At 72.9% G+C, this 26,168-nt stretch carries 29 protein-coding genes and 1 riboswitch; of the genes, 10 read left to right on the plus strand and 19 right to left on the minus strand.

Translation table 11 applies throughout. The features are described from left to right. Positions 1–5: 5 nt before the first annotated feature. Entirely contained in the window at positions 6–1,244 is a 1,239-nt protein-coding gene (gene mycP / locus ACN263_RS01305) for a type VII secretion-associated serine protease mycosin (RefSeq protein WP_422738005.1), read from the minus strand. A gap of 248 nt (positions 1,245–1,492) precedes the next feature. Beyond that, positions 1,493–1,810, minus strand: a complete 318-nt coding sequence (locus ACN263_RS01310) for a helix-turn-helix transcriptional regulator (protein ID WP_422740905.1) — start codon at positions 1,808–1,810, stop codon at positions 1,493–1,495. A 159-nt stretch (positions 1,811–1,969) separates the two neighbouring features. On the opposite strand from ACN263_RS01310, the gene ACN263_RS01315 reads away from it, so the two are divergent. After that, positions 1,970–2,671 (plus strand): carbonic anhydrase, encoded by a 702-nt coding sequence (locus tag ACN263_RS01315; protein WP_422738006.1) that lies wholly within the window; start codon positions 1,970–1,972, stop codon positions 2,669–2,671. Between the two features lie 55 nt (positions 2,672–2,726). On the opposite strand, the gene ACN263_RS01320 is transcribed toward ACN263_RS01315, so the two are convergent. The 3 genes from ACN263_RS01320 to ACN263_RS01330 form a co-directional block, all read right to left on the minus strand. Then, entirely contained in the window at positions 2,727–3,746 is a 1,020-nt protein-coding gene (locus ACN263_RS01320) for a coiled-coil domain-containing protein (RefSeq protein WP_422738007.1), read from the minus strand. Between the two features lie 4 nt (positions 3,747–3,750). Then, positions 3,751–3,881, minus strand: a riboswitch (cyclic di-AMP (ydaO/yuaA leader). 166 nt (positions 3,882–4,047) lie between these two features. Further along, on the minus strand, positions 4,048–5,406 hold the full coding sequence (locus ACN263_RS01325) for a YibE/F family protein (protein ID WP_422738008.1): 1,359 nt from the start codon (positions 5,404–5,406) through the stop codon (positions 4,048–4,050). Between the two features lie 202 nt (positions 5,407–5,608). Further along, positions 5,609–5,830, minus strand: a complete 222-nt coding sequence (locus ACN263_RS01330) for a hypothetical protein (protein WP_422738009.1) — start codon at positions 5,828–5,830, stop codon at positions 5,609–5,611. A 55-nt stretch (positions 5,831–5,885) separates the two neighbouring features. On the opposite strand from ACN263_RS01330, the gene ACN263_RS01335 reads away from it, so the two are divergent. Beyond that, on the plus strand, positions 5,886–6,071 hold the full coding sequence (locus ACN263_RS01335; protein ID WP_422738010.1) for a hypothetical protein: 186 nt from the start codon (positions 5,886–5,888) through the stop codon (positions 6,069–6,071). A 4-nt stretch (positions 6,072–6,075) separates the two neighbouring features. On the opposite strand, the gene ACN263_RS01340 is transcribed toward ACN263_RS01335, so the two are convergent. Beyond that, positions 6,076–6,372, minus strand: a complete 297-nt coding sequence (locus tag ACN263_RS01340) for a metal-sensitive transcriptional regulator (RefSeq protein WP_334628460.1) — start codon at positions 6,370–6,372, stop codon at positions 6,076–6,078. Between the two features lie 95 nt (positions 6,373–6,467). Here ACN263_RS01340 and ACN263_RS01345 point away from each other — a divergent pair, with 95 nt between their 5' ends. The 7 genes from ACN263_RS01345 to ACN263_RS01375 all read left to right on the plus strand — a co-directional run bounded on the left by ACN263_RS01345 (position 6,468) and on the right by ACN263_RS01375 (position 12,519). Further along, complete coding sequence (locus ACN263_RS01345; RefSeq protein ID WP_422738011.1) at positions 6,468–6,677, plus strand: heavy-metal-associated domain-containing protein; 210 nt, start codon at positions 6,468–6,470, stop codon at positions 6,675–6,677. Between the two features lie 13 nt (positions 6,678–6,690). After that, entirely contained in the window at positions 6,691–7,629 is a 939-nt protein-coding gene (locus tag ACN263_RS01350; RefSeq protein WP_422738012.1) for a hypothetical protein, read from the plus strand. Between the two features lie 12 nt (positions 7,630–7,641). Then, on the plus strand, positions 7,642–9,891 hold the full coding sequence (locus ACN263_RS01355; RefSeq protein ID WP_422738013.1) for a heavy metal translocating P-type ATPase: 2,250 nt from the start codon (positions 7,642–7,644) through the stop codon (positions 9,889–9,891). Between the two features lie 74 nt (positions 9,892–9,965). Next, the gene (locus ACN263_RS01360; RefSeq protein ID WP_278150219.1) at positions 9,966–10,139 is read left to right on the plus strand and encodes a CsbD family protein; all 174 of its coding nucleotides are present in this window, start codon (positions 9,966–9,968) and stop codon (positions 10,137–10,139) included. Positions 10,140–10,304: 165 nt separating this feature from the next. Next, entirely contained in the window at positions 10,305–10,652 is a 348-nt protein-coding gene (locus ACN263_RS01365; RefSeq protein WP_422738014.1) for an ArsR/SmtB family transcription factor, read from the plus strand. Next, on the plus strand, positions 10,649–10,927 hold the full coding sequence (locus ACN263_RS01370) for a hypothetical protein (RefSeq protein WP_422738015.1): 279 nt from the start codon (positions 10,649–10,651) through the stop codon (positions 10,925–10,927). The genes ACN263_RS01365 and ACN263_RS01370 overlap by 4 nt, the downstream gene beginning before the upstream one ends. Before the next feature lie 122 nt (positions 10,928–11,049). Beyond that, positions 11,050–12,519 carry an alpha/beta hydrolase gene (locus ACN263_RS01375; protein WP_422738016.1) on the plus strand — a complete coding sequence of 490 codons (1,470 nt, stop codon included), beginning with the start codon at positions 11,050–11,052 and terminating at the stop codon, positions 12,517–12,519. A 20-nt stretch (positions 12,520–12,539) separates the two neighbouring features. Here the strand turns inward: ACN263_RS01375 and ACN263_RS01380 are convergent, their stop codons facing one another. The 12 genes from ACN263_RS01380 to ACN263_RS01435 form a co-directional block, all read right to left on the minus strand. Continuing rightward, positions 12,540–13,793 (minus strand): RNA polymerase sigma factor, encoded by a 1,254-nt coding sequence (locus tag ACN263_RS01380; protein ID WP_422738017.1) that lies wholly within the window; start codon positions 13,791–13,793, stop codon positions 12,540–12,542. Continuing rightward, positions 13,790–14,146 (minus strand): YciI family protein, encoded by a 357-nt coding sequence (locus tag ACN263_RS01385; protein WP_422740561.1) that lies wholly within the window; start codon positions 14,144–14,146, stop codon positions 13,790–13,792. The genes ACN263_RS01380 and ACN263_RS01385 overlap by 4 nt, the downstream gene beginning before the upstream one ends. A gap of 147 nt (positions 14,147–14,293) precedes the next feature. After that, a complete protein-coding gene (locus tag ACN263_RS01390; RefSeq protein ID WP_422738018.1) occupies positions 14,294–15,667 on the minus strand; it encodes a DUF2786 domain-containing protein in 1,374 nt (457 codons plus the stop codon). 134 nt (positions 15,668–15,801) lie between these two features. After that, a complete protein-coding gene (locus ACN263_RS01395; RefSeq protein WP_422738019.1) occupies positions 15,802–16,080 on the minus strand; it encodes a hypothetical protein in 279 nt (92 codons plus the stop codon). Between the two features lie 14 nt (positions 16,081–16,094). Continuing rightward, positions 16,095–17,180 carry a hypothetical protein gene (locus ACN263_RS01400; protein ID WP_422738020.1) on the minus strand — a complete coding sequence of 362 codons (1,086 nt, stop codon included), beginning with the start codon at positions 17,178–17,180 and terminating at the stop codon, positions 16,095–16,097. Continuing rightward, a complete protein-coding gene (locus tag ACN263_RS01405; RefSeq protein ID WP_422738021.1) occupies positions 17,158–17,499 on the minus strand; it encodes a WXG100 family type VII secretion target in 342 nt (113 codons plus the stop codon). The genes ACN263_RS01400 and ACN263_RS01405 overlap by 23 nt, the downstream gene beginning before the upstream one ends. A 3-nt stretch (positions 17,500–17,502) precedes the next feature. Beyond that, on the minus strand, positions 17,503–17,949 hold the full coding sequence (locus ACN263_RS01410) for a YbaB/EbfC family nucleoid-associated protein (RefSeq protein WP_422738022.1): 447 nt from the start codon (positions 17,947–17,949) through the stop codon (positions 17,503–17,505). Between the two features lie 90 nt (positions 17,950–18,039). Beyond that, a complete protein-coding gene (locus ACN263_RS01415; protein ID WP_422738023.1) occupies positions 18,040–19,143 on the minus strand; it encodes a CaiB/BaiF CoA transferase family protein in 1,104 nt (367 codons plus the stop codon). Then, positions 19,140–21,281, minus strand: coding sequence for a 3-hydroxyacyl-CoA dehydrogenase NAD-binding domain-containing protein (locus tag ACN263_RS01420; RefSeq protein ID WP_422738024.1), 2,142 nt, complete (start codon positions 21,279–21,281; stop codon positions 19,140–19,142). The genes ACN263_RS01415 and ACN263_RS01420 overlap by 4 nt, the downstream gene beginning before the upstream one ends. Before the next feature lie 14 nt (positions 21,282–21,295). After that, positions 21,296–22,510 (minus strand): acetyl-CoA C-acetyltransferase, encoded by a 1,215-nt coding sequence (locus tag ACN263_RS01425; protein ID WP_422738025.1) that lies wholly within the window; start codon positions 22,508–22,510, stop codon positions 21,296–21,298. Beyond that, positions 22,500–23,660, minus strand: coding sequence for an acyl-CoA dehydrogenase family protein (locus tag ACN263_RS01430; RefSeq protein WP_422738026.1), 1,161 nt, complete (start codon positions 23,658–23,660; stop codon positions 22,500–22,502). Before ACN263_RS01430 ends, ACN263_RS01425 begins: the two co-directional genes overlap by 11 nt. A 486-nt stretch (positions 23,661–24,146) precedes the next feature. Continuing rightward, positions 24,147–24,362, minus strand: coding sequence for a helix-turn-helix transcriptional regulator (locus tag ACN263_RS01435; RefSeq protein ID WP_422738027.1), 216 nt, complete (start codon positions 24,360–24,362; stop codon positions 24,147–24,149). 138 nt (positions 24,363–24,500) lie between these two features. Between ACN263_RS01435 and ACN263_RS01440 the strand changes: the two genes are divergently transcribed. Beyond that, positions 24,501–24,755, plus strand: coding sequence for a hypothetical protein (locus tag ACN263_RS01440; RefSeq protein ID WP_422738028.1), 255 nt, complete (start codon positions 24,501–24,503; stop codon positions 24,753–24,755). A 144-nt stretch (positions 24,756–24,899) separates the two neighbouring features. Here the strand turns inward: ACN263_RS01440 and ACN263_RS01445 are convergent, their stop codons facing one another. After that, complete coding sequence (locus ACN263_RS01445; protein ID WP_422738029.1) at positions 24,900–26,054, minus strand: peptidoglycan recognition protein family protein; 1,155 nt, start codon at positions 26,052–26,054, stop codon at positions 24,900–24,902. Positions 26,055–26,168 lie beyond the last annotated feature (114 nt).

Consider the following 26,168-nt stretch of genomic DNA (forward strand, 5'->3'; position numbering starts at 1 on the left):
CGGGCTCAGCCGGTGACCGGTTCGTCGGTGCGGTGGTCGGTACGCCAGCTGCGTCGGCGGCCCCGCGCCACGATCGGTCGGGTGATCAGCAGCAGTACGGTGAGCAGGGCGCCGACCACGGCCGCCCAGATCGCCGCGGTGCGCTGCCAGCTCAGCGGATCGGCTTCGGGAGCGGGTGCGGCGAGCGCGCCGATCGGCGGGTTGGTGCGGGTGCCCAACAGACTCGACACCGCCCGGTACGGGTTGACCACCCCGTAGCCGACCTCGGCGTTGCGCCCCTGCGGCGGGTTGTCCGCCGTACGCTCCAGCCGGTCGGCGACCTGCTCCGGGGTGAGGTCCGGGTAGGCGGCCCGGACCAGCGCCGCCACCCCCGAGACGTACGCGGCGGCGAAGCTGGTCCCACCGGTCGGTTCGGCGCGGTAGCCGGATCCACCGGGCGCGGGACCGACGATGTTCAGGCCCGGCGCGGCGACGTCGACGTAGCTGCCACTGACCGAGGTGCCGACGTGCCCGCCCTGCTCGTCCACGCCGGCGACGGCGATGACGCCCGGGTAGGCGGCCGGGTACGCCGGCTTGTCCTCCTGTGTCTCCTGCCGGTTGCCGGCGGCGGCGACCAGGATCACCTTCTTGGCGAGGGCGCGTTCGACGGCCCGGGCCAGTTCGGGTCGGGGCAGGGTCACCAGGGACAGGTTGATCACGTCGGCGCCGTTGTCGACGGCCCAGTCGATGGCGGCCGCGATCTGCCCGGGCAGCGCCTCGTCGTTGGTGCCCTTGGCGTCGGGCAGCACCCGGATCGGCAGGATCCGGGCACCCGGAGCGACACCGCTGAACGGTGCTCCGGTGCCGTCCTGGCCGGCGATGATGCCGGCGACCATCGTGCCGTGACCCGCCAGGTCGCACTGGCCCTGGTTGGCGGGCAGGTTGTTGAAGTCGCGCCCGGGGAGCACCCGGCTCTTCAGGGTGGGGTGGATGGCCGAGACCCCGGAGTCGATGACCGCCACCGTCACCCCGGCCCCTCGGGAGATCGGCCAGGCCGAGGCCGGGTCCACCCGGCGCAGCGCCCACGGCATCTCCACCAGGCCGTCCTCACCGGCCGGGCCGCACACGGGCGCCGCCGCTGCGGCCGGCCCGCCGGGCGTCACCACCAGGGCGGCCCCGAGCAGGGCCGCGAGCGTTCCACTGAGGACGGCGCGGACGGTACGGCGGGGAGGCTCGGTCGCGCTCGGCGGCAGGCATTCGCGCACCCGCAGAGATTACCGCTGCGCCGCGTCGGGCAACGGCCCGGCGACGCCGGCCCGGGTCGGCTACGGCGTCGGACAGCCGCCGGCCGATGTCGCCGTGGCGGGGGCCGGTCAGGGAACATGGCCGAGGCCAGTCAGGGAGCGTGGGCGAGGGTCGGTCAGGGAGCGTGGGCGAGGCCGGTCAGGGAACATGGCCGAGGGTCGGTCACGGAGCGTGGGCGAGGCCGGTCAGGGAGCGCGGCGCAGGCCGATCAGGAAGCGTCCTCGGCGGCGGGTGTGGTGAACAGGGCGAGCAGGTCGCCGACCTGCACCTCGGCCTCGGCGGGGTGCCGGAACCGGCCGGCGGGGTTGAGGGTGTACTCGTTACGCCGCCCGACCCGGGTGCGGTGCAGGTAACCGCCGGCCTCCAGGTCGGCGACGATGGCCTGGGCGGCCCGCTCGGTGACGCCCACCTCCGCCGCCACGTCGCGGAGCCGGGCGGTCGGATCGCGGGCGATGGCGAGGAGCACATGCCCGTGGTTGGTGAGGAATGTCCAGTTCCGGCCGTCGCCGGCCGCCGTGCTCGCCATCGTGGGGTCGCCTCTCGGGGTCAACGTATGAAATCTAAATCACGCATATCTTGACGCATCTTGCGGTGCGTGTGACCGTTGAGCGCGAGCCAGCGCCCGCCGCCGGCCCGGCTGAAGAGGCCTTTGAGCAGGTCAAACGCGTGGAGACGAGGTGCGGGGATGAGCCGTTCCGGTACGCCTGGCGGACAGCCGGGCATGCAGCGGACCGTCGATCGAGCGTCGACCGAGCCGGCCCGAGCGTACGCCGAGCTGGTCGCCGGCAACCGTCGCTTCGTGGCCGGAGCGCCGCACCACCCCAACCAGGACGCCGGCCACCGGGCCGCCGTGGCGGACGGGCAGCACCCCTTCGCGGTGATCGTCGGCTGCTCCGACTCCCGCCTGGCCGCCGAGATCATTTTCGACCGGGGGCTGGGCGACCTCTTCGTCGTCCGTACGGCCGGGCACACCACCGGGTCGGAGGTGCTGGGCAGCGTGGAGTACGCGGTGGCGGTCCTCGGTACGCCCTTGGTGGTGGTGCTCGGGCACGACTCCTGCGGCGCCGTGCAGGCGGCCCGCGAGGCGGCGGCCACCGGCATCGCGCCGCCGGGGCACCTTCCGGCGGTCGTCGACGCGGTGCTGCCGAGCCTCCGGCGAGCCACGGCCGAGGGCGTGGACGACATCGACGGGATCGTCGACATCCACATCGCGCAGACCGTCGAGACGCTGCTCGCGCAGTCGCCCGTGTTGGCCGACGCGGTGGCGCAGGAGCGGTGCGCGGTGGTGGGGATGTCGTACCGGCTCGCCGCCGGAGTGGTGCGACCGGTGACTCCGGTACCGGCCGGCGAAGCCTCGGACGACCCGGCGGCGACCACCGCCGCCTGACGCGTCGAGGGCCGCCCCGCCGGACGCGGGACGGCCCTCACTCTGCGGGCGTCGATCAGAGCAGCGACATGTGTACGTGGTCGGTGTGGTTGGACGGCCCGCTGTACGACTTCCAGCCGGTCGCCGGGAACCAGATCTGCCGGTTCCAGATCACGTAGTAGATGCCGAGCCGGTCGGCGTTGCGGATGAGGAACGCGGCGACGTTGTTGCCGTACATTCGGGTGTCGTTGTTGTGCCACGGGCTGAAGCCGCTCTTCTGCAGCGACCAGTCACAGGCGCGGCCCTTCGGGTGCTCGTACGGTCCACCGTTGCGGTGGCAGCCCACGAACCGGTTGAAGCCGGCCCGCTTGACCTCCTTGTAGGCGTGCAGGGTGCGCGGCGTGACGCAGCCGGAGGTGGTCGGGTCGTCCTCGCTGCACGACTGGGGCTTCCAGTCGCCGTCGGCGGTGCGCCCCGGGCCGATCCGGGCGACCATCGACTTGGCGTCGACCAGGCCACCGGTGAAGCCTTCACCACCGACCAGGGCGAGAGACTTCTCCGCGTCGCGCTTGTCCTTCGCCATCAGCGCGGTCTGCTTCTGCTGCTCGCGTACCTCGGCGTCGAGAAGCAGCTTGGCCTGCTCGGCGCGGGCCTTCACCGCGTTGACCTCGGCGAGCTTCTTCCCGTTGACCATGTTCATCTCGTCGAGCGCCGCCGCCCGCTGGACGAACGAGTCCGGGGCGTCGCTCTCCAGCAGCATGGCCATCGCACCGATCCGCCCGGTCCGGTACGACTGGGCGGCGATCTGCGCGACCTGCGGCTCCAGCGCGGCCAGATCGGCCTTGGCCCGCTCGACCTCCACCGCCAGTTCGAGCTGCCGCTTCTTCGACTTGTCCAGTTTGGACTTCGCCGCCACGTAGTCCCGGTTGGTCTGCTCGATCACGTCGGTGAGCAGCTTGGGCTCGTCGGCCTCCTCGTGCCCGGACGGCGTGGGGGTCGTCGGGGCGGCGTGCGCCGGGAGGGGCCCGGCGAACACGGTCAGCGCAGCGAGCACGGCCACCACGGGCGTCAACCAGCGGCGTAGGGGTGCCGTCACAATCTTCCCTTCCGTCGACCGCCGACCGGGTTAGCTGACGGGTTCGGGGCGGAAGTGGCCCCTACCGCTGTCGCGGATTCACCCCACGTACCTGGGTCCCCGGCTCGCCGGTTGGCGATTGGGCGGTGGCACCGCAGGCGCCGCTGCGCGCCTTCGTCGGTGACCGGCAGCGAGGTTACCCGAGAGTCCACCGCCTGAGCTACGTCCTGATGCCGACTAAAAGCGTCATTTCGCCATGGCGTTGAGTGACCAGTGACGCGGTTCTCAGGGCGGGTGCCCGATCCGGTCACGCTGAGGAGTGTCACCATGCCGTATCCGTGCTCCTGTTCGGCTCTGGCCACCCGGTGGTGGCGGTGGATGGGGGTGTGCTCCGCTGCGGATCGGGCCCGTCGGCCCGACCCGCAGGCGGGGAACTGAGAGCGGCCAGCGCCTCCGCGCGGTCCGCGCGGGGGCGCGGCGCCGGGGCGTCCGCGTCGGTCGGGGTCGTCGATCCGGCTGCGGTCACCACCGCGGCCAGCCCGGTGGTGAGGGGTACGGCGGCGATCAGGCCGAGCGTGGCGACCGCGCTGCGGACGATCTCCTGGGCGAGGAACTCGCTGGTCAGGATCTGCCCGATGGGACGCGAGTCGGCGGTGAGCAGAAGCAGCAGTGGCAGTGACGCGCCCGCGTACGCCAGCACGATGGTGTTGACCGTGGAGGCGATGTGCGCCCGACCGACCCGGGTGGCCGCCCGGTAGAGCTGTCGCCGGCCCAGCCCGGGGTTGGCGTTGGCCAGCTCGGTGACGGTGGCGGCCTGGGTGACGGTCACGTCGTCGAGTACCCCGAGTGAGCCGATGATGATCCCGGCGAGCAGCAGGCCGCGCAGGTCCACATCGGACTGGAACATCGAGAGCGTGGTGGCGTCCTCGCTGCCGAAGCCGGTGAGCTGGGTGGCGGCCGTGGCGATGGTCGCGAGCACGCCGGTGAGCACCAGGCTGCCCAGGGTGCCGAGAACCGCGACGGAGGTCTGCGCGGTCACCCCGTGCGTCAGGTAGAGCACCACGAACATGATCAGGGCCGCGCCGACCACGGCCACCAGCAGCGGGGACCGGCCGGCGCCGATGGCGGGCAACACGAAGGTGAGCAGGATGGCGAAGCTGGCGGCCAGACCGGCGAGCGCGGCGAGGCCCCGCCACCGCCCGAACGCGACGATCGCGGCGGCGAAGACCACCACGAGCCACACCAGCGGCGTCCCGCGCTGGTGCTCGGCGATGTTCCAGGTGCTGGTGGCGGGATCGGTCGGGTCGGACAGCTCGACCAGGACGACCTCGTCGCCCACCTCGACGCGCGGCGCTCCGGGCCCGGCGGGGACGGGCGTGCGCACCTGCCCGCCGGCGTTCGGACCGTCGTTGACGCGGACGTCCACGGTGCCGCACGGCCCGCTGGCCGCCCCGCCCTCGGGGCTGGCCGAGGGCGGGCACGGCTCGGTCACCACCCGGGTCACCGTGCCGTGGTAGCGGGGCACGTCCGTCGCACCGCCGCTCGTCGGTGCGCCCTCGCGCGGCCACAGCACCACGGCGGCGACGACGGTGGCCACGAAGAGCGGCACCACCGTCGCGACGAGGATCCGCCGTACCCGGGGCGGGGCGGGTCGAGCGGAATGGCTGTGGTCGGAACCCAATGCGAGACTCCCAACGATCCGGTGCGGGGTACGTGCCGGCGGGCCGTGCGGTTCAGCTTCGCCGGACGAACGCCGTGACGGGCGCGTCGGCTCGCCGCCTGACGACGCGGCGATCACGGAGGGTGACGAGGCGACCCGGTCGGTGCGGTACGGCGTCGCGGTGGCGGCGCCGTCGCCGGTCTCGGCGGCGGGATCCGGTGGGTCATCGCGGGACGATGCTAACCAGTGCGCCTGGGTGGCGCAGGTCGTGCCGGAGTGTCGCCGGAGTCGAACCGCTGACACCGCCCGGCCGGAGCGCGATGGTGGAGTCATGCCCGAGCCGCCCAGCGATCACCGAGAGCACGCCGACCACGCCGCGCAGGCCGGACACGCCGCGCAGGCCGACCATGCCGGACACGCCGGGCACGACAAGCACGCGGGGCACGACCCGGCCATGTTCCGGCGTCGGTTCTGGGTCTGCCTGGTGCTCACGGTGCCGGGTGGTGCTGACCAGCCACCTGGTCGTGGACCGGCTCGGGCTCCGACTGGACGTGCCGGGTCGCTCCTGGGTCGGGCCGGTGCTCGGCTCGGTGGTGTTCCTCTGGGACGGCTGGCCGTTCCTGGTCGGCGCGTTACGCGAGGTGCGGGACCGCGCGCCGGGCATGATGCTGCTGGAGCGGGAGTGAGGACTCAGCCGCGCTTCATGAGCCGGCCGACGGCCGCCATCATCTCGCTGGCCATCTCGTCGGCCCGGCCCTCGGCCGCCCCCTCGTGCATGCAGTGCCGGGCGTGCCCGTCGAGCAGGCCCAGGGCCACCTTGTCGAGCGCGGCCTGGATGGCCGAGATCTGGGTGAGCACGTCGATGCAGTAGCGGTCCTCGTCGACCATCTTCTCGATGCCCCGGACCTGCCCCTCCACACGGCGAAGCCGCGCGAGCAGTTGGTCCTTGCTGGCGGTGTACCCGCGGATCGGGGTGGGTGTGGTCATGGCGACGAGGATAGCGTACCCCTGGGGGGTATGGTAACGTCCGTTCCTGCCGGCATACCCCCACCGGGTACCGGTACTACGAGAGGAGCCGTCCGATGGTCGAGACGACGTACCAGGTTCAGGGCATGACCTGCGGGCACTGTGTCAGCGCGGTCAGCGCCGAGGTGGGCGCGATCGAGGGCGTGCGCGACGTACGCGTCGACCTGGCCACCGGCCAGGTCACCGTCAGCAGCGAGCAACCCGTGGACACCGGGGCCGTCCGGGCCGCGGTCGACGAGGCCGGCTACGACCTCGTCGAGGCGTGAGCGGAGGCCCGGGATGACCACGCTGACCAGGTTGGGCGTGTTCGCCCTCGGTCTCGCGGCGGTCTTCGGCGCGGCGTACGGGGTCGGCCGGGTGGTCGATCCGACCGACCCGGTCGCGCAGAGCCGGCCCGACGTGACCCGCACCTCGGGCCCCACCCCGCGCGGCGAGGCCGCCGACCTCGTCCCCGGCGGGCTGCTCGTCTCCGACCGGGGCTACACGCTCCAACCGGTCACCGCGCCGGCCGGCGAGTTCGCGTTCCGGATCGACGGGCCGGACGGTCGGCCGGTGACCAGGTACGACGTCGCGCACGACAAGCGGATGCACCTGATCGTCGCCCGTCGGGACCTGTCCGGCTTCCGGCACGTCCACCCCGAACTCGCCCCGGACGGCACCTGGCGGGTGCCCACCCCGCTGGCCGACGCCGGGCAGTGGCGGGCGTTCGCCGACTTCACCCCGACCGGGGGCGAGCCGTTGACCCTCGGGGTGGACGTGGCCGTCCCCGGCGAGCTGACCGAGCGGGCGCTGCCCGCCCCGGCGACCAGCACCACGGTCGACGGCTACACGGTCACCCTGGCCGGTACGCCGCAGCCGGGCCGCACCTCCCCGCTGACCCTGACGGTGCACCGCGACGGGCGGCCGGTCACCGACCTGGAGCCGTACCTGGGGGCGTACGGGCACCTGGTGGCGCTGCGCCGGGGTGATCTGGCGTACCTGCACGTACACCCGGACGGGACGCCCGGCGACGGGCGCACCCCGCCCGGCCCCGCCGTCACCTTCCACGCCGAGGTGCCCTCGGCCGGCATCTACCGGCTCTACCTCGACTTCCGGCACGGCGGGCGGGTGCACACCGCCGAGTTCACCGTGGTGGCCGGTGCTGATCCGGCCGCGACGGCTGAACCGACACCGACCGGCGGGGCCGACCACGGCACCCCCGGACACGGGCACGACTGACGGGACCAGACGATGACCACCACCAGCAGACCGCTGCCCGAGGCGCCGAACCGGATCGAACTGGCGATCGGGGGGATGACCTGCGCCGCGTGCGCCGCGCGGATCGAGAAGAAGCTCAACCGGATGGACGGGGTGAGCGCCACCGTCAACTACGCCACCGAGAAGGCGACCGTCCGGTACGCCGACGAGGTCACCCCGGACGACCTGATCGAGACCGTCCAGAAGACCGGCTACACGGCGGCCCTGCCGGCCCCGCCGACCGCCGAGGCGCCGGTGCAGGACCGGCTGCGGGGTCCGCGTACCCGGCTCTGGGTCTCGGCGGTGCTGAGCGTGCCGGTGGTCGTGCTGGCCATGGTGCCGCCCTGGCAGTTCGACTACTGGCAGTGGCTCTCGCTGACCCTGGCCGCGCCGGTGGTCGTCTGGGGTGGGCTGCCGTTCCACCGCGCGGCGTGGACCAACCTGCGGCACGGCGCGGCCACCATGGACACGCTGGTGTCGCTCGGCACGCTCGCCGCGTTCGGCTGGTCGCTCTGGGCGCTCTTCCTCGGGGATGCCGGCATGCCCGGCATGACACACCCGTTCCGCTTCGCCATCACCCGCAGCGACGGCGCCGGCAACATCTACCTGGAGGCCGCCGCCGGGGTGACCGTGTTCATCCTGGCCGGTCGCTACTTCGAGGCCCGGTCCAAGCGGACTGCCGGCGCGGCGCTGCGCGCCCTGCTCGAACTCGGCGCGAAGGAGGTGACGGTGCTGCGGGCCGGGGTGGAGACCCTGGTCCCGGTGGACCGACTCGTCGTCGGGGACCGGTTCGTGGTCCGTCCCGGCGAGAAGATCGCCACCGACGGAGTGGTCGACGAGGGTACCTCCGCCGTCGACGCCAGCATGCTGACCGGCGAGTCGGTGCCGGTCGAGGTCGGCCCGGGCGACGCCGTGGTCGGCGCGACGATCAACGCGGGCGGCCGGCTGATCGTCACCGCCACCCGGGTCGGCGGGGACACCCAACTGGCCCGGATGGCCGACCTGGTCGAGCAGGCGCAGAGCGGCAAGGCGGCCGTGCAGCGGCTGGCCGATCGGATCTCCGGGGTGTTCGTGCCGATCGTCATCGCCCTGGCCGTGGGCACCCTGGGGTGGTGGCTCGGCACGGGTGCCGGGCCGACCGCCGCGTTCACCGCCGCCGTGGCGGTGCTGATCATCGCCTGCCCGTGCGCCCTGGGTCTGGCCACGCCGACCGCGCTGCTGGTCGGCACCGGTCGCGGGGCCCAGCTCGGCGTGCTGATCAAGGGGCCGGAGGTGCTGGAGTCGACCCGCCGGGTGGACACCGTCGTGCTGGACAAGACGGGCACCGTGACGACCGGCCGGATGACCCTGGTGGACGTCGTGCCGGCCAGCGGCGAGGACCGGGCCGAGCTGCTTCGGCTCGCCGGGGCCGTGGAGGCGGCCTCCGAGCACCCGATCGCCCGGGCCGTCGCGGTGGGCGCCGCCGAGGCGGGCGACCTGCCCCCGGTGACCGGCTTCGCCAACCTCGAAGGGCTGGGTGTGACCGGCACGGTCGAGGGCCGGGTCGTGCTGCTCGGTCGGGTCCGGCTGCTGCGCGACCGCGGCGTCGACGTACCGCTGGAGGTCGAGTGGGCCGTGCGGGACGCCGAGGCCGCCGGGCGTACGGCGATCGTCGTGGGCTGGGACGGGCGGGCCCGGGGCGTGCTCGCGGTCGCCGACGTGGTCCGCCCGACCAGTCGGGCGGCCGTGGCGCGGCTGCGTGCCCTGGGGCTCACACCGGTCCTGTTGACCGGAGACAACACCACGGTCGCCCGGGCCGTCGCGGCCGAGGTGGGCGTGGACGAGGTGATCGCCGAGGTGCTGCCGGCCGGCAAGGTCGACGTGGTCAAGCGGCTCCAGGCGCAGGGGCGGTCGGTGGCGATGGTCGGTGACGGCGTCAACGACGCGCCGGCGCTGGCCCAGGCCGACCTGGGGCTCGCCATGGGCACCGGCACCGACGTGGCGATCGAGGCGTCCGACCTGACCCTCGTGCGAGGCGACCTGGACGCCGCGGTGGACGCCATCCGGCTGTCCCGGCGCACGCTCGCCATCATCCGGGGCAACCTGTTCTGGGCGTTCGGCTACAACGTGGCGGCCCTGCCGCTGGCCGCCGCCGGGCTGCTCAACCCGATGATCGCGGGCGCGACCATGGCGTTCTCGTCGGTCTTCGTGGTGGCCAACAGCCTGCGACTGCGTCGCTTCCGGTCGGCCGCCGTCGACAGGTGACGACCGACATGGTTGGACCGGTGACAACGGGGGTACCTCTCATTTCGTAGCGACGCTTGCGATGGAGGTTGGCAATGGGATTCGACGACAAGGTCAATAACGCCACCGAGGACGCGGCCGGCAAGCTGAAGGAAGGCGCCGGTCGGGCCACCGACAACGAGCAGCTCGAGGCCGAGGGTCGCGCCGACCAGTCCACGGCCAAGCTCAAGCAGGCCGGCGAGAAGATCAAGGACGCCTTCAAGAGCTGACGTACGACGCAATCCGCACGCCGGGCCGGTGATCATCACCGGCCCGGCGTGCTGTCGTGTCCGGACCTTCTCCGGGGACCCTGAGATCCCCCTGATTCCGCTTCCGTGCCGCGCCGCAGCCTAGCGATACCTGCTAACTTCTTTTGGCATGTGCAAGGGCTGGTTATGAGCGCGGCTCCACCGCCGACCGGCGACGACCTGGTCCGGGTGCTGGCCACCCTGGCCAACCCGCACCGGCTGCGGGTCGTCGCCGCGTTGGCCCGCGAGCGCGCGTACGTCAGCGGGCTGGCCCGGCAACTGGGCATCAGCCGCGCGCTGTTGCAGGTCCACCTACGGAAGCTGGCGGCGGCCGGGCTGGTCACCGCCCGCATGGAGTTGTCGGAGGACGGGAAGGCCATGAACTACTACGAGGTGGAGCCGTTCGTGCTCACACTCACCCCCGAGGTCATCGCGGCGGCGGTCGAGACGCTGACCGCGCCCGACCCGGGCGAGCAGCCGGGAGCGGCCCGATGACCGGGATGAGCGACCACGACTGGACCGAGGTGGTCGGCGCGATCGGCGTCTTCGCCCTGCTGATCAGCGTGTTCACGGTGACCGTCGTGCAGCTCGCCAAGACCCGGCGGGCCCGGTACGAGGCGGACCGCGCGGATGACTACCGCAAGCTCGCCGAGACCGCCGCGCAGGCACAGGCGGAGAACGCCCGACTGCTCGCCGCGATGGACGGCCGGCTGGGCGGGATGGAGACCCGGATGACCACGCTCGAACGTGTGCTGCGCGAGGTCGACTGACCCCGCGTGTCGAGGCCCCGGGCCGTCGAGCGGCCACTCGACGGCCCGGGTGGAAGCAGCATCACCTCGCCCGCTGGGCGAGTTTCACCGGTAACGCTCCTTCGAGGAGAGGACAGCACCCCATGCTGCGCGTACGCAAATCCGGAATCGGCTGGGCGATGGCCCTGGCCCTCACGGCCGCCGGCCTGACACCGGCGAGCCCGGCCGCCGCCCGACCCGTCATTGACTGGCACCCCTGTTCCGAGGACGTGCCCGAGGAACCGCCGGCCGATCCGGCCCCGGCCGAGTGCGGCAGCCTGTCGCTGCCGGTCGACTGGAACCGACCACGGGGCGAACGCTTCGAGCTGGCGTTGGCCCGCCGGGTCGCCACCGATCCGACCGCCCGGCAGGGCACGCTGTTCTTCGGCCCCGGCGGGCCGGGTGACAGCGGCGTCGACCGGGTGGTGAACGGCATGTCCCGGTTCAGCGCCGACCTGCGCCGCCGGTTCGACATCGTCAGCTTCGACCCACGCGGCACCGGTGCCAGTAACCCGGTGCGCTGCTCCCGGGACCTGCTCGGCCGGCAACCCCAGGTGATCGCCGACCAGGCCCAGTTCGACGCCACCCTGACCACCAACGCGCTGCTGCGCGCCGACTGCCGGGCCCGGACCGGCGCGCTCTACGACCATGTGGACACCACAAGCGCCGCCCGTGACCTGGATGCGGTTCGCGCCGCACTCGGGGAACGGCAGCTCACCTTCCACGGCAGCTCGTACGGCACCCTGCTGGGTGAGCGGTACGCCGAGCTGTTCCCGGACCGGGTGCGGGCCATGGTGTTGGAGGCGGCGGTGGACCACAGCCTCGACACCCGCGCCTTCCTCGACACCCAGGCCGTCACCGCCGAGGACGCGTTCGACGAGTTCCTCGACTGGTGTGCCCGGTCCGCCGACTGTGTGCTGCACGGTCAGGACGTGCGGGCGATCTGGGCCGGGCTGCACGACCGGGCCGAGGCCGGCACGCTGACCGACCCGGACCGGGCCGGCGCCCCGCTGGCACCCTTCGAGTTGAGCCGCCTCGCGCACAAGAAGCTCTACGAGACCGACCGGTGGCCGGGGCTCGCCCAGTGGATCGACAAGTTGCGGGGCGCCCCGACGCCGGGTGTCACCACGCTGGCCGACGACGCCGTGGTCCCGTACCCCTTCGCGGTTTTCTGCCAGGACTGGAACCTGTCGGTCCGCGATTACCGGGAGTACGACGCGCTGCTGCGCCGCAGCGCCCGGCTCGCGCCCGACCTGCGCTACCCGCCGGCGCTGTTCGCCCTGGTCACCTGCCTGGGCACGCCGACGCCGGTCGCCAACCCCCAGCACCGGCTGCGGGTACGCGCCGACGTGCCGCTGCTGATCGCCGCCACCGTGCACGACCCGGCGAGCGGCTACAACTGGGCTCGTAACGTGGCCCGACAGTTGGGCCGGCACGGGGTGCTGCTCACCTACCGGGGATGGGGGCACGGCAGCTACTCCACGAGTGGGTGCGTGCAGCAGATCGTCGACTCCTACCTGCTCGATGCGGTCGTGCCCGCGCGCGGAACGAGCTGCCCGGCGGTCGATGTGTGAACCCACTGGCGGCGCGGCGCTCAGTGCCGCGCCGCCAGCCGGGCGGCGCGCAGCTCCAGGTACCGCTGCTCGGGCAGGCTCGTCGTGCCGCGCGCCGCCGCCAGGTACGCCTCCCGCGCCGCCACCGGCTCGCCGGCCAGCTCCAACAGGTGCGCCCGGACGGCGGCGAGCCGGTGGTGCCCGGCCGTACGCTCGTCGGCGTCCAGCGGGCTGAGCAGGGCGAGCCCGGCCCGAGGCCCGTCCACCATGGCTACCGCGACCGCCTGGTTGAGCGTGACCAGCGGGTTCGGCGCGATCCGGCCCAGCAGCCGGTAGAGCGCGACGATCTGCCGCCAGTCCGTCTCCGCCGCCGTCGACGCCTCCGCGTGCACGGCGGCGATGGCCGCCTGAAGCTGGTACGGGCCGGGCGGCGACCAGGTCAACGCCTCGGTGATCAGGGCGATCCCCTCCGCGATGGCGGCGGCGTCCCAGCGGGACCGGTCCTGCTCGGCCAGCGGCACCAGCTCCCCGTCCGGGCCCACCCGGGCCGCCCGGTGCGCGTCGGTGAGCAGCATCAGTGCCAGCAGCCCGGTCACCTCGCCGTCGTCCGGCAACAGCCCGTGCAGGACGCGAGCCAGCCGGATCGCCTCGGTGGTCAGCTCGGCCCGGTGCAGGGCCGGCCCGCTCGATGCGGTGTACCCCTCGTTGAAGATCAGGTAGAGCACCCGCAGCACCGTCCGCAGCCGCTCCTCCCGCTCGGCCGGTCCGGGCAAGGCGAACCGTGCGCCGGCCGCCTCGATCCGCTGCTTGGCCCGCCGGATGCGCTGGCTCATGGTCGCCTCCGGCAGCAGGTGCGCCCGGGCGATCTGGGCGGTGCTGAGGCCACCCACCGCCCGTAGCGTCAGCGCCACCTGCGCCGACCCGTTCAGCGCCGGATGACAGCAGAGGAACAGCAGGGTCAGGGTGTCGTCCGCGTCCGGTACCGCCGGCTCGGCGTCGGCCGGGGCCGCCACCTGGGCGTACCCCGGCTCGCGCAGCGCCACCGTGACCTCGCGCTGGCGGCGGGCGCTCTCGCTGCGCCACTCGTCGGTGAGCCGGCGGGTCGCCACCGTGAGCAGCCAGGCGCGCGGGTTGTCCGGCACGCCCTGGCCGGGCCACTGCGTCGCGGCGGCGAGCAGCGCCTCCTGGACCGCGTCCTCGCACCTGTCGAACTGACCGTGCCGGCGGACCAGCAGGCCGAGGACCTGCGGCGCGAGGGTGCGCAGCAGATCCTCGACCGTCCGGTCCTCGGTCACATCTCCGTCCCGGCCTCGTCCATGATCGGGCGGACCTCCATCGCTCCGCCGTAGCGCACGTCCGGCCAGCGGGCGGCGATCTCGGCGGCCCGCTGCGGGCTGTCGCAGTCCACGGCCAGGTAGCCGGCGAACTGCTCCTTGCTCTCCATGAACGGCCCGTCGACGATCTCGGGGTGACCGCCGGCGAGCCGGACCGTCTGCGTCTGCGACGGGTCGGCGAGCGCCTGGCCGCCGATCAGCTCGCCGCTCTCGGTCAGCTCCTTCATGATCTCGTCGACCTCGCCGAACAGGGCGGTCCGGTCCCGCTCGGACAGCTCCTCGGTGAAGCCGGGCCGGTTCCAGATCAGCAACATGTACTTCACGGGGATGCTCCTCGGTTCCTGGTCGCGCCCCGGACGGGGTGCGGCTCACCGGAGGGTCGGAGCCGTCACCCCGTTCCCTACCGCGTACCGAAGAAAATCGCAGAAACCTCCGGCGGTGGCGTTCCCACGCCGGACGGGTCAGGGCCGGCCCGGCACCTGCCGAGGCTTGGAGCCGCCGCCGACGTCCAGGGACGCCCGGTCGGCGGCCGAGGTGCCGGACGACCAGCCGTCGGTGTCCCGCACGCTGAGCCGGTGCCGGGTGACACCGGGGAACAGCGTCTCCAGCCGCTCCTGGACCGCTTCGCCCCGCTGGGCGAGCACCGGCAACAGCCGATCCGCCCCGGCCTCTGTCTGGCCCGCCGCCTCGGTCGCCGCGTCGGTGGCCGCCCGCAGGCGCTCACCGATCCGCAGCGCGAACGCGTTGAGGAAGGACTCGTCCCACGCCTTCGTCCGCCGGCCCGAACCCGGCCGGCGCTCGGCCCGTCCGCGCAGCATCGCGGCCGTCGCCTGCACCAGCAGCGACGTGTAGAGCAACTCCACCGCCACGAGATCCGCCGGCCACCCGAGGACGGTGGTGAAGCCGAGGTCGTCGGACCAGACCGCCTCGCACCGGTTCGCCGCCGCCACCTCCTGCACCAGCAGCGCCTTCGCTCCCGGGTACGGGGTGTCGACGCCGAGGCGCACCCCGCTCGGCTGGTCGCCCCGCTCGGCACCGGCGGCCAGCAGCGCCTCGTCGATGCTGTGCCGGGCGATCAGCTCCTGCGCCTTGGCGGTCAACGCCTCCGCCTCGGCCGGGAAGGTGGTCGACTCGGCCTTGGCCAGCAGCGCGCGTACCCGGTCCAGCATGGGCGACCCGCTGCGGGCCGTACCGGCGGCGCGGGGGAGCGCCGTCCCGGTCGAGCCCGGCGGGGGACGCAGCACCGCGATCGGCGGCAGGCTCTCCACCAGCGCGAGGACGTCGACGGCCACGCGCAGCGCGTCGACCCGGTCCAGCCCTTCCGCTGCCGTCCAGGCCGCCAGCACCTTTGGGCCGTCGTCCCGGCCGCGGCGGCCGCTTGGTCCCTGGGCGGTGTCCCGGCCTCGGTCGGCCTTTGATCCCTGGGCGGCGTTCCGGCTCCGGCCGGCTTTCGCGCCCCGGCCGGCGTTCGATTCCTGGCCTGCGGCGTCGCGGTCCTGGGCGGCGAGCGCGCGGAGCTGGTCGTCCCACCAGGCGGGGACCGGTTCGGCCTGCTCGCGTCGCTGCGCGGCCAGCGCGTCGCGGACCAGCCGGGCCGCGCCGGCGTCGAGCCGCCGCACAGCGATCCGGTGTACGTCGACCGGCTGCCAGCCGCGCGGCCAGAGCCGCCCCAGGCCGCGGACCAGCCGTCGTACCAGGGCGGCGTCCACCGCCGTCGCGCCGTCCGCCGTGCCGGTGCCGACCATCAGCCGGTCGAGCTGCCGTTCGGCGTGGCGTACGTCGGTGCCGCGCACCGCAGCCAGCGCGTCGGCGACCAGGTCCTCCGCGTCCGGCACCGGCACCTCCTTCGTCAGAGGCCGTGCCGCCGGCCGCAAGATCCACACGAGATCGGTGATGTCGCGCTATCCAGGCCAGTCGGATGGCCCGATATCACCGATCTCGTGTCGATCTTAGCGTCGGACGCTGGTGCTCAAGACGGGGACGGAGCGGATGCCAGCGCCGCTGATAGCCGGCGGAAGAACGAGCGGATGTCGTCTTCGCTGTGCGGCGTCTCGGCCTGGTCGTTGAGCGGGCCCGAGTAGCGCAGCGCCTGGTCGAGCGCGTCCCGCGTCTCGGCCCGGTCGCCCGGGTAGAGCCCGGCGGCCACCCCGTCGGCGACCCGGGTCACCACCGCGTCGTCGAGCGCCCGGTCGAACTGGACCCCGTAGAGGATCCCGTTGACGTGGCCCTTCCAACTGTCCGTACCCATGCCTGTCGACTCCCCTAGAAGATCCGGCCGCCGTCCCAGCCCAGGATCGGAACCCCGTTGACGCCGTTGCGTTGGAACTCGGCGTTGAGATTGGCCATGTGGCTCACGTCGGGCTGGTAGTGACCGCTGCGCGCCGTCGCGTACTGGACCCTACCGTCCTTCACGACCAGCTCGCCCGCCGCGGCGACCGGGTTGCCGTTGCCCAGCGTGGAGTGGTGGAAGTCGCCGACCCGCTGGTAGTTGGACGCGTAGAGGTTGCCGTTGCGGTCCATCACGAAGATCGCCTGGCCGTTGCCACTGAACACGGTCTGGGCGCTCGACGTGTCGAACGGCTCGCCGTTGCGCGCGCTGCGCAGCACACCGTTGCTGTCGAAGAACACCCGGTGCTGTTCGAGTTCCTCCGGGCTGAGCCGGCGTACGGCGGTGGGGAAGTGCCCGCCGGGCAGGTGCTCGTTGCGGTACTTGTCGAGCATCGGCTTGGTGTGGGGATAGCGCTCGGTGGTGTGCGGGCCGGGAATGCCCCGGCGGCCGGGGCCGCCCCGCTTCGCGCCCTTGCGGGTGAAGCGGCGCAGCAGCGTCTTCGCGCGCTTCAACAGCTGCGGGATGATCTCCTTGACGACCTTCTCGATGACCTCTTTGATGATCCGCTGGATCGCCATCCGGGCCACGCCGATCGAGACGGGGATCTGGGCCAGCGAGGCGCCGAAGCTCGGTGCCGCCGCCGCCAACGCGATCGCCACCTGGATCACCAGGATCGTCAACTGGACGATCACGATGATCTTCTGTGTCAGCGTGATGATGGCCATGACCAGCAACGCCATGCCGATCAGTTCGGCCGCCTGGGCGCCGTCCTCGATGCGGCGCGGCGCACCCTCCTCGGCCTGCCACGCCTGCTCGAACGCGCGGACGTCGTCGCCGCGGTTCGTCGTACCGACCTGCGCCGCGCCCGCCTGCGCCTCGCCGCCCGCCGTGCGCAGCCGCCCGGCGAACGCGAACCACATCTGCGACGCCTCGAACAGCAACTCCTCGTCGGCGGTGGGCCAGGTGAAGCCGACCCAGCCCAGCGCCTCGGCCAGCTCAGGCGGAAGCTGCATACCCACCGGGCAGCTCCATCCTCGTGAAGAGTTCCGCGTTGGCGAGGTCGGTGGCCTCGTGTGCGTCGGCGCTGAGGTCCAGGTTCTCCGCGGCCTCGGTCAACTGGTCGGCCATCGACCGGTAGACGTCCAGCGCGTGCGTCAGGACCTCGACGTACACGGCGCCGAAGAGCGAACCCGCCTCGTCGGAGCCCCAGGGGTTGCCTGACCCGGTCACCGTCGACTCAAGACCGTCGACCGCCGCTCCGAGCTGCTGGCCGGTGGCCCCGAGTGACGCCGCCGCAGCGTGCAGGGCGTCGACGTCCACCTCGATCCCGTCCGACATGGCTCAGCGACGATCCATCCGGCGGGTGGCCGCGTCCAGGTCACCGATCATCTGCTGGAAGCCCCGGAACGCCTCGGACGAGACGCGTTCGAGCTGCTGGGTCAGGGCGGCGCTGTCGACCTGCGCCCCGGCCGTCACGTCGGCGCGGCGGGCCCGCTCGTCGGCCTGCGCCGCCTGCACCGCCTCCAGCACGTACTCGGCGATCACGGTCGTGCCGGCCCGGGACAGGCTCGGGTCGATCACCAGGCTCCGCAGTGCGCCGAAGGCGGCGACCTCCGCCTCGACGAGACCGTCCCCGCCGGTGCCCCGCCCGGTCATCTGCTCGGCGTCGGGCGCGGACCCGTCGGCGTCGCCGGCCTGGGCCGACATCGTGCCCGAAGCCTGGCCGAGCAGGCGCATCGCGTCCTCGAGCGAACGACTCAGCCCGGACGGATCGATACCACTGGCCATCTGTGTCCCCTCCGGTCCGTGATCCACCGTCGGTGCACGACGGTATCAACGCGACACCGGTACGGCTGCCCCGGAAGGTCGGCTGTGGAGCTACCGCCAGGCGGTCAGGATCTCCTCGACCGGTGACACATCCCGCTCCGGAACGGGCGGGCCCGTCGGCGTACGGTCGAAGCGCGGCGCCGGAGCCGGCTGCACCTCGCCGTCCACCTCGACGAACGTCCGCCGGGCCGCGTTGTGCGGGTGTCGGTGCGCCTCGCCCGGGGCGAGCACCGGCGCGACGCAGGCGTCCCGGCCGGCGAAGACCGCTGCCCACTCGTCCCGGGTCTGCTCGGCGAACCGTTCGGTGAACCGCCGCCGCAGCACGTCCCAGCCACTCGGGTCGTACTGCGGGGGCAGGTCCTCCTCGGCGAGGCCGAGCCCCGCCAGCAGTTCGCCGTAGAAGGCCGGTTCCAGCGCGCCGACGGCCATGAAGCCACCGTCGGAGGTGGCGTACGTGTCGTAGAAGGGCGCTCCGCCGTCGAGCAGGTTCCGCCCGCGCGGGGCCGTCCACAGGCCGGTGCCGAGCAGCCCGTGCAGGAACGAGGTGAGCAGCGCCGAACCGTCCACCATGGCCGCGTCGACGACCTGCCCGAGGCCGGAGCGCTCCCGTTCCAGCAGCGCGGCCAGCACGCCCACGGCCAGCAGCAGGCCGCCACCAGCGAAGTCACCGATCAGGTTCAACGGCGCGTGCGGCCGCTCACCGGCACGGCCCAACGGTTCCAGGGCCCCGGCGAGCGCGATGTAGTCGATGTCGTGGCCGGCCCGGTCGGCCAGCGGACCGTCCTGACCCCAGCCGGTCATCCGCGCGTACACCAGCCGGGGGTTGCGGTCCCGGCAAACGTCCGGGCCGAGGCCCAGCCGCTCGGCGACCCCCGGCCGGTACGCCTCGACCAGCACGTCCGCCCGCTCGACCAGGCGCAGCAGGTCCGCCACCCCGGCCGGGGACTTCAGGTCCAGCGCGGTGACCCGCCGCCCGCGCTGCAACGGCCCACCACTCGGCGCGGCCAGCCGACCGGCGCCCGGGCCGCCCGGCCGGTCGACGCGCACCACGTCCGCGCCGAGGTCGGCGAGCACCATGCAGCCGAACGGGGCCGGGGCGAGACTGGCCAGCTCGACCACCCGTACCCCGGCCAACGGCCCACCCGCCGCGCTCACGCGACGCCGACCGGTGCGGCGAGCCGGTCGACCAGGTCACCGGGAGGTGTGAACCGCTCGCCGTACCGGTCGGCCAACTCGGTGGCCCGCGCCGCGAAGCCGGCCGGACCGCCCGCGTACTGCCGGACGTAGCGGATCACGCCGCCGGTCCAGGCGGGAAAGCCGATGCCGAAGATCGAGCCGATGTTGGCGTCGGTCTCGGTACGCAGCACCCCCTCGTCGAGGCAGCGCAGCGCGTCCAGCGCCTCGGCGAAGAGCATCCGCTCCTGAAGGTCGGTGAATGGCACCGCCCGGCCGGCGTCGGTGGTCAGGTCGGCCAGTCCGGTCCACAACCGACCCCGCTCGCCGCCCTCGTAGTCGTAGAAGCCGCGCCCGCCGGCCCGACCGGGCCGGTCGTACGCGTCGACCAGCTCGTCGACGAGGCGGTGCGCCGGCAGCGGCAGGTACTCCGCGCTGGCGGCCTCGAACTGGCGGCGGATCCGCTGGATCAGGGTGAGGCTGACCTCGTCGGCCAGCGCCAGCGGCCCGGTCGGATACCCGGCCTGAAGGGCGGCCTGCTCCACCGACGCGGCGGGTACGCCCTCGGCGACCATGCCGACCGCCTCGTCGAGAAACCGGCCGATGACCCGGCTGGTGAAGAAGCCGCGGCCGTCGTTGACCACGATCGGGGTCTTGCCGATCCGCCGGCCCAGGTCGAACGCCCGCGCCAACGCCACGTCCCCGGTCTGCTCGCCGACCACGATCTCCAGCAGCGGCATCCGGTCCACCGGCGAGAAGAAGTGCATGCCGATGAAGTCGGCCGGCCGGTCCACCCCCTTGGCCAGGCCGGTGATCGGCAGCGTGGAGGTGTTGGAGGCGAGCAGCGCGTCCGGCGCGAGCACCGGAAGCACCTCGGCGAACACCTTCTGCTTCAGGGCCGGGTCCTCGAAGACCGCCTCGATGACGGCGTCGCAGCCGGCGAGGGCGTCCACCTGGTCGGTGGTGGTGATCCGGTCCAGCACCGTACGGGCGTCCGCCTCGGTGGCGCGGCCCTTGCGTACCCGGCGGGCCAGCAGCCGTTCGGCGTGTTCCCGGGCCCGGCCGGCGGCCTCCGCCGAGACGTCCCGCACGACCACGTCCAGACCCGCGCTGGCGCAGGCGTACGCGATGCCCGCGCCCATCATCCCGGCGCCGAGCACCGCCACCCGTCGTACCGGCGGGACGTCCACGGACGGTCGGGCCGCGCCGCCGTTGACGGCCTTCAGGTCGAAGAAGAACGCCCCGATCATGTTCTTGGCGACCTGCCCGGTGAGCAGGCCGATGAGGTGGCGGGTCTCCACGGTCAGCGCGGTGTCCAGGTCGACCTGCGCGCCCTCGACGGCGGTCGCCAGGATCGCCTCCGGCGCGGGCAGCCGGGCGCCCTTGAGCTGCTTGCGCAGCGTGGCCGGGAACGCGGGCAGTTGCGCGGCGAGGGAGCGACTGGCCGGGGTGCCGCCGGGCATCCGGTAGTCCGGCCGGTCCCACGGCTGTTTCGGCTGCGGGTTCGCGGCGATCCAGGCGCGGGCGCGGTCCAGCATCTCGGCGGGTGTGTCGACCACCTCGTCGACGATCCCGGCGGCCAGGGCGTCGGCCGGGCGCATCCGCCGGCCGGTGAGCAGCACCGTGGTCAGCGCCGCGGCCAGGCCGAGCATCCGAACCGTCCGGGTGACCCCGCCGGCCCCGGGCAGCAGGCCCAGGGTCACCTCGGGCAGCCCGAGCCGGCTGCCGGGCGCGTTCAGGGCGATCCGGTGGTGGCAGGCGAGCGCGATTTCCAGACCGCCGCCGAGCGCCGAGCCGTTGACCGCCGCGACCACCGGCCTGCCCAGCGTCTCCAACCGTCGCAGGTCCCGCTTGATGGTGCCGAGCAGCTCGGCCAGCGCGGGCGCGTCGGCGCGCGTGGCCTTGATCATCTCGGGCAGGTCGCCACCGGCGAAGAACGTCGACTTCGCGCTTGTCACGATGACCCCGACGAGGTCGGGCTCGGCCTCCAACCGGTCCAGCGCCGCGCTCATCGAGGCCGCGTACGCCCGGTTCATGGTGTTGGCCGACTGGTCGGGGTCGTCCAGGGTGAGCGTGACGATGCCGTCGGCGGCGCGCTCGTACCGGATGGTGTCGGTCATGGTCGTCCTCCCGGTCAGCAGCGCTCGATCACGGTGGCGACGCCCATGCCGCCGCCGATGCACAGGGTCACCACGGCGCGGCGCAGGTCGCGGCGTTCCAACTCGTCCAACGCCGTACCGAGCAGCATCGCCCCGGTCGCGCCGAGCGGGTGGCCGAGGGCGATCGCGCCGCCGTTGACGTTCACCCGGTCCGGGTCCAGGCCCAGGTCCCGGACGTACTTGAGGACCACCGCCGCGAACGCCTCGTTGATCTCGAACAGGTCGATGTCGTCGAGGGTCAGGCCGGCCACGGCGAGCGCCTTGCGGGTGGCCGGGATCGGGCCGGTCAGCATCAGCGTGGGGTCGGCCCCGCTGACCGCCGCGCCGACGATCCGGGCGCGCGGGGTGAGGCCGAGGTCCCGGCCGACCTGCTCGGAGCCGACGAGTACCAGCGCCGCGCCGTCCACGATGCCGGACGAGTTGCCCGCGTGGTGGACGTGCTCGATCGCCTCCACCCAGTGGAACTTCTGCAACGCGACCGCGTCGAAGCCGGCCGCCTCGCCCATCATCGCGAAGGACGGGGTGAGCTTCGCCAGCGTCTCCCGGGTGGTCTCCGGGCGCGGGTGCTCGTCGACGGTGAGGATGTCCAGCCCGTTGCCGTCCCGGACGGGCACCACCGAGCGGGCGAAGTGCCCACCGGCCCACGCCTTGGCGGCCCGCTCCTGCGACCGCAGCGCGTAGCCGTCCACGTCGTCGCGGGTGAAGCCCTCGATGGTGGCGATCAGGTCGGCGCTGACGCCCTGCGGCACGAACGACGTGGCCAGCGCGGTCTGCGGGTCGGTGGCCCAGGCCGCGCCGTCGGAGCCCATCGGCACCCGGGACATCGACTCCACCCCGCCGGCCAGCAGCAGGTGCTCCCACCCGGAGCGGATCCGCGCGGCGGCCGAGTTGACCGCCTCCAACCCGGACGCGCAGAACCGGTTGAGCTGCACCCCGCCCACCTCGTCGGGCAGCCCGGCCAGCAGCGCGGCGGCCCGGGCCAGGTCGCCGCCCTGCTCGCCGACCGGGGTGACGATGCCCAGCAGCAGGTCCTCCAACCGGGCGACGTCCAGGCCGGGGTTGCGTTCGCGCAACGCGTCGATCAGGCCGACCACCAGGGAGATCGGTTTGACCCCGTGCAGCGCGCCGGTGTCCCGGCCGCGTCCGCGCGGGGTGCGGACCGCGTCATAGACGTACGCCTCAGAGGGCACGGGCGATCAGCTCCTTCATGATCTCGTTGGTGCCGCCGTAGATCTTCTGCACCCGGGCGTCGGCGTACATCCGCGCGATCGGGTACTCCGTCGTGTAGCCGTAGCCGCCGAAGATCTGGAGGCACCGGTCGACGACCTCGCACTGCCCGTCGGTGAGCCACGACTTGGCCATCGCGGCGGTGGCCAGGTCCAGGTCGCCCCGGATGTGCCGGGCGATGCAGTCGTCCAGGAAGACCCGGCTGACCCGGGTACGGGTGGCGCACTCGGCGAGCACCATCCGGGTGTTCTGGTGGCCCATCAGCGGTTTGCCGAAGGCGGTGCGCTCCTTGGCGTACGCGACGGTCAGCGCGACCGCCCGTTCCATGGCGGCCACCGCGCCGACGCCGATGACCAGGCGCTCCTGCGGGAGCTGCTGCATCATCTGGACGAAGCCCAGCCCCTCGACGCCGCCGAGCAGGTTGGCCGCCGGCACCCGGAACTCGTCGAAGAACAGTTCGGCGGTGTCGTTGGCGTGCAGCCCGATCTTGGACAGCAGCCGGCCGCGCCGGAACCCCTCGGGATCGCCGCCCACCTCGCAGACCAGCAGCGAGATGCCGGACGCCCCCTGCTCCGGGTCGGTCTTCACCGCCACGATGATCAGGTCGGCCAGGCCGCCGTTGGTGATGAACGTCTTCGCTCCGCTGACCAGGTAGTCGTCGCCGTCGCGGACCGCCCGTGTCCGCATCGCCTGAAGGTCCGAGCCGCCGTCCGGCTCGGTCATCGCGATCGCGCCCACCAGCTCACCGCTGCACAGGCCGGGCAGCCACCGCCGCTGCTGCTCCTCGCTGCCGTACGCCACGAGGTAGCCGGTGACGATCCCGCTGTGTACGGCGAGTCCGAGGCTGCCCTCCCCGGCGTACGCCTGCTCGTGCAGCACCACGGCCTCGTGGGTGAAGTCGCCGCCCCCGCCGCCGTACTCCTGCGGGACGGACAGGCCGAGCAGCCCCAGCTCACCGGCCCGTCGGTAGTGCTCGCGATCCGGGTGCCCCTGTGTCGACAGGCGCTCGGTGTGCGGCAGCACCTCTTTGGTGAAGAAGGTGCGGGCCAGCTCGGCGAGGTCGTCGTGTTCGGCTTCGCGCCAGGGCGAGGGGGAGCCGTCCGGGATGGGCATGTGCACCACCCTCGCGCCCTGTTGGCAGCATGTCAATAAGCCCGCGATGCCTTGATCGACTCCGGTTCCGTGAAGTCGGGCCATCCGCCCGAGCGGGACACCCCCACTTCGAGGAAGTCGAGTCGATCAGGTGGCTCGGCCCTGCGGCGACTGGGTGTCGTGAGAGCAATGCTGCTGGCCCTGGTTGACGGAGTCCGGGTCACGCCTCTCACCAGCCTTGGGCCGGGCGGTCGCCAGCCGGCGCGACGCGGCATTCCGTCGCCGACAACCGGAGGTGCCCGAAGGGGTCCCAACCAGCGCCACCATCTTCGTTGATGCCTCAATCACCGTGGCCCGTGCGCAATCTTGGACAGTTTCCGTTAGCTCCTAACGGAAACTGTCCAAGATTGCGAGGTTCCGAGCCTCCGCGAGGTGGATCAAGCGCGACGAATCAGGCTTCTCGGGCGGCATTGGCCGGTGACTCTGTGGACGCGAGGCGGGGCGGAGTTACTCGGCCTCGTCGCCGTCGGTGGGGCGCGGCGGGCGGTGCTCGGCGATCCACGCCTCCACATCAGCCCGCAACCAAACCGTGGTGCCGTGCAGCCGCTGGAACGGTTCGGGGAAGGTCGGGTAGCGGATGAGCTGGCGCATGCGGGTCCGACTCACGCCGAGCAGCTCTTGCAGCTCGTGCGGACCGACCAGCGGACCCGGTACTCCACCCATTACTTGACGGTAGGGCGATCAGGCATGCCGAATTGCGTCTACCTACTTGCGCAGTCCCCCTCGAATGGGTGAGGGTGAACGTGGCGGTCCGAAAAGGGATTGGGCCGGGTGGGCGCGGGCTGGCGAGAGGTGGGCGTGGTGGATCAGGCGACGGAGTTGGCGTGGTTGCGCGAGCGGGTCGGGGGACTGGAGACGGCGTTGCACTGCGCGCGGCGGGAGTTGTTCGACCTGCGGTGTCGGCTGGCGTTGATCGGCCGGGTGGTGCAGGACGTCGACCGGGTGCAGCGCGCCCCGGGGGTCGCGGTCGGTGCGATCAACGCGGCGCTCTACTCCGAGACGTCCAACCTGCGGCACCTCGGCCGACACCTGGTCCGCCGGAGAAGGCTCCGGTGATCACTTGATGCTGACCAGTCGCCGGGAACGCCCGCCGAACTGGTGAGCATCAAGTGATCACTGCCGAGAACGAGCGCGCCCCACCGCCTCCGCCGGGCGTCGGGGGAGACGGAGTCGAGACGGAGACGGTGGGGCGCGGGTCACCTAGTGCGGGTGCTTCGGCGGCGTCGGGAACTGCCTCAGCAGCACCGCCACCTCCTGGCGGAGCTTGCCGAGGTAGGGGTGGAAGGCGTCGCCGGGGCACTCGGTCGGATCGGCCCCGATGGTGGCCCAGTCGCGGTGGCCGGAGATGACGTCGACGGTGCCGCTCGCCCCGCTGACCGGGTTGACGTAGTTGGTCTTGGCGCCGGGGGCGAGCCGACCGGCGGCGGCGAGGCCCGCCAGGACGAACACCAGCGACCGGTGCGCCGCGGCGCTGGGCTGCTGGGAGGTGAACCGGCCCAGCAGGCAGATGCCGATGTTGCCGGCGTTGTAGCCACCGACGTGCGCCGCGTTGACCATGAGCGGTCGACCGTCGGTGCCGAGGCCGGGACCGTACACCGGCAGGGGTCCCGGGTCGGAGTAGCGGCCTTCGTAGATCCGTCCCGCCTCGTCGATCAGCAGGTGGTAGCCGATGTCGCCGAACTCCTGAAGGACGCACTGGTCGTAGTAGATGGCCCGGACCGTCGCGGCCGGGTCGGGGTCCTCGTTGTGCTCGTACACGCCGCTGTGGTGGACCGTCAGCGTCTGCACCGGAAAGAACTCGGCCGGCCACAGTTCGCCGCCGTCCTCGGCGAGGCGCAGCGACTCGTCCGCGCCCCAGCGGGCGCGCGGCAGGTACGTCGGCTGTCGGCCGCCGCGCGGTGCCGGAAGGCTGTTCGTCCGCGGGTTGACGACCGTACGCCGGGGCCCGTCGATCATGTTCAGCTCGGCCACGGTGGCGTCGGAGCCATCGGCGGTCTGGACCTCGTACGCGGTGGCGCCGTTGGCCACCACGACGGTGGAGCGGACCGTCGCCCGGCCGCCGTCCCGGCCGTGCTGGCACGCGTTCAGTTCCAGCCAGTCACTCCACCCCTTGCCGGTGCGCAGGCGGACCGCCGCCGAGGGGCCGCCGTGCCGGACGGACAGGTGGGTCAGCGGGATGGCCGGCGAGGTCACCACCGTCCTGCTCATCAGGCGGCCGCGCGGGGCGGCCAGCGGTGCGGTCACGTCGGCGGAGGTGGCCGGCGCTGCCGTCGCGGACCCGCTGAACGTGCCGGCGGCCGACAGACCCACCGCCGCGCCGGCCGCGCCGGTGAGCACTCGACGTCGAGAAATCAAGATGGTGCTCCCTTGTGTGCTGCCCTGGCGAACCCTGTGGACACATCGCCAGGATGGGGCACTACGCAGGCTAAAACGGCACTCTGGACTTTTGGTTGATTGTCCCTGAAGAGC

The organism is Micromonospora sp. WMMD729 (assembly GCF_049315225.1).
GTDB lineage: Bacteria > Actinomycetota > Actinomycetes > Mycobacteriales > Micromonosporaceae > Micromonospora.